This is a genomic window from Mesorhizobium sp. M7A.F.Ca.ET.027.03.2.1 (assembly GCF_003999175.1).
In the GTDB taxonomy this organism is placed as follows: Bacteria; Pseudomonadota; Alphaproteobacteria; order Rhizobiales; family Rhizobiaceae; genus Mesorhizobium.
Map to the genome: position 1 here is coordinate 1 of NZ_RZOM01000969.1, position 2,372 is coordinate 2,372.

Sequence of the window (2,372 nt, forward strand, 5' to 3'; positions counted from 1 at the left end):
GCGGAACGGAATTCTGCACCGCCGCGGCGGTGTTGATGTCGCGGCATGGATCCTCGGGTCTGCGCTGCGTCGCTAAGCTCCTTGCTCCGCCCGTGGATGACGAAGCTACGGGTGCGATGCCCAATCTCCGCCGTGCTCAGTTATCCACCCGGCCGAAAGCCGGCACATTGCCGATGACGGTGCGCCTGTCCTTGCCGCAGGCGAAGGTGCGTGCCTTGTCGTCGGCAAGCTTGCGCGCCTGATCGTTGGCGGTGGGATTGCCGGTGGCCAGCACGAGGCCGACGGTGCAGCCGTCGCGGGCGTCCATCTGGCCGACCTTGGCGACGAGCAGCACCTCGGTCGGCTTTTTCTTGTCCTCGGGATTGCTGATCGAGCGGCGATGGATGGCTGCATAGGGCACAGCCTTGTCGCCGGTGGTTTCGATGCGCCATTCGATCTTGGCTCCGGACGAATTGAAACCGGAAAAGCTCTCCCAGACCGTCGTCATGTCGCCGCCGGGCGGAAAGCCGTAGAACAGCGATTCACGGGCATCGTCATAGGCTATCAGCACGGGATAGCCGCGATAGCCCGAACAGGCGAGTTCGGCCCAGTCGCCGTCGCCTTCCTCGGCCTGCGCGTAGGTCACGCAATCCTTTTTCGAATCCAGATCGGTGTAGGCGCTGGAAATGCCGTCGGCTTGCGCAGCCTGACCCAGACCGACCAGAACAAGCGGGATCAGAATGGCACGCATGGCGGTCAATCTCCGTTGCAAGCTGCCGCAGCGTAGCGCCAAACGTTATTTCTTCAAGCTCGCTTCAATCAGCAGGTCGGCGTTGCGGGCGACCGCTTGCGCCGGGCCGCCGAGCCCGAACAGCTGGCCACTGATATAGGCGCCTTCGATCAGCAGCAGCAGGCCGTCGCCGAGCGTGTCAGGGTCTTGAGCGCCCATCGCAACCGCCATGGCGCGCAGGCGGCGGCGCAATTCCTGCTTGTTGGCCTCGCTGACCACACGGGCCGGATGGCTGTGGTCGGGATATTCGACCGCCGCGTTGGTCATGCCGCAGCCGCGATAGTCCGCCACTTGCGTGCGCTTGCCGATGCGGGTCAGGAAAGCCTTGATCTGTGCGCGCGGGTCGCCGGGATGAGCCGCAACCGCCTCGTCGAAACGCTCCCAATATTCAAGATCGTACTGCCTGAGATAGGAGGCGGCCAGTTCATCCTTGGACGGAAAGCTGCGATAGAGGCTGGGTTTGGTGACGCCGGCACGCTTGACGATCTCGTCGACGCCGATCGCCCTGATACCGCGCCGGTAGAACAGGTCATACGCCACATCGAGGATCTTCTTGGCTGCTTTCGGCGGCGCCGACGCATGATCGTCGCTGATGGTCAGATCAATATTTTTGTCGGTTGGCATCGTGTGGCTCGATTGACAATGTTACCGATCGGTACGTATACATACTCCACCTGCAACGTACCGGTCAGTAACATGATAGCTCAATCCCGCCCCTTTGGCCAGCGCTACGCTTTCGTCGTGGTCGGCGTGATCTTCCTTAGCCTGCTGGTCGCGGCTGGCCTGCGCTCCGCACCCTCTGTCATGATGCTGCCGCTGGAGAACAGTTTCGGCTGGCGGCGCGACATCATCTCGCTGGCCGCCGGTGTCGGCATCCTGCTTTACGGCCTGACAGGGCCATTTGCCGCAGCCCTGATGGAGCGCATCGGGCTTCGCCGCACGCTGCTGGCCTCGCTGGTGGTGATGTCGGGCTCGACCGCGCTCAGCCTGCTGATGACCAAGCCGTGGCATCTGTTCATCACCTGGGGCGTGTTCTCGGGCATTGGTTCCGGTGCTGTCGCCAGCGTGCTCGGCGCGACCATCGTCAACCGGTGGTTCAAGACCAATCGCGGGCTTGTCATGGGATTGATGTCGGCCTCCAGCGCCTCGGGCATGCTGGTGTTCCTGCCGCTGATCGCCGCGCTGGCGCAGTCGGGCGGCTGGCAGCCGGTTGTCATTGCGGTCGCGATCGCGACCGCTGCCCTGATACCGCTGGTCTGGCTGCTGGTGCCGGAGCGGCCGGCATCGATCGGCATGGTGCGCTACGGCGCCGAGGCTGACGACGTGCCGCCCACTCCGCCTGCGTCACAGGGCAATTTTCTGGCGCATACGTTCTCGACGCTGCGCCGTGCCGCCGGCACGCGGGTGTTCTGGTATCTGTTCGCCACCTTCTTCGTCTGCGGCTTCACCACCAACGGGCTGGTCGGCACGCATCTGATCGCGTTCTGCGGCGACATGGGCATCGGCGAAGTGCAGGCCGCCGGCCTGCTGTCGATGATGGGCATCTTCGACCTGATCGGCACGACGTTGTCGGGCTGGCTCACCGACCGCTACGATCCGCGCA

The 2,372-nt window shown here is 63.9% G+C and carries 3 protein-coding genes; 1 reads left to right on the plus strand and 2 read right to left on the minus strand.

Annotated elements, in window-relative coordinates; translation table 11 throughout:
* Positions 1–136: 136 nt before the first annotated feature.
* Both EN750_RS29750 and EN750_RS29755 read right to left on the minus strand, forming a co-directional pair.
* A complete protein-coding gene (locus EN750_RS29750; RefSeq protein ID WP_127398877.1) occupies positions 137–730 on the minus strand; it encodes a hypothetical protein in 594 nt (197 codons plus the stop codon).
* Between the two features lie 45 nt (positions 731–775).
* Complete coding sequence (locus EN750_RS29755; protein ID WP_127267937.1) at positions 776–1,393, minus strand: TetR/AcrR family transcriptional regulator; 618 nt, start codon at positions 1,391–1,393, stop codon at positions 776–778.
* A gap of 72 nt (positions 1,394–1,465) precedes the next feature.
* On the opposite strand from EN750_RS29755, the gene EN750_RS29760 reads away from it, so the two are divergent.
* On the plus strand, positions 1,466–2,372 hold a 907-nt coding region (locus tag EN750_RS29760), incomplete at its 3' end, for an MFS transporter (RefSeq protein ID WP_145968035.1).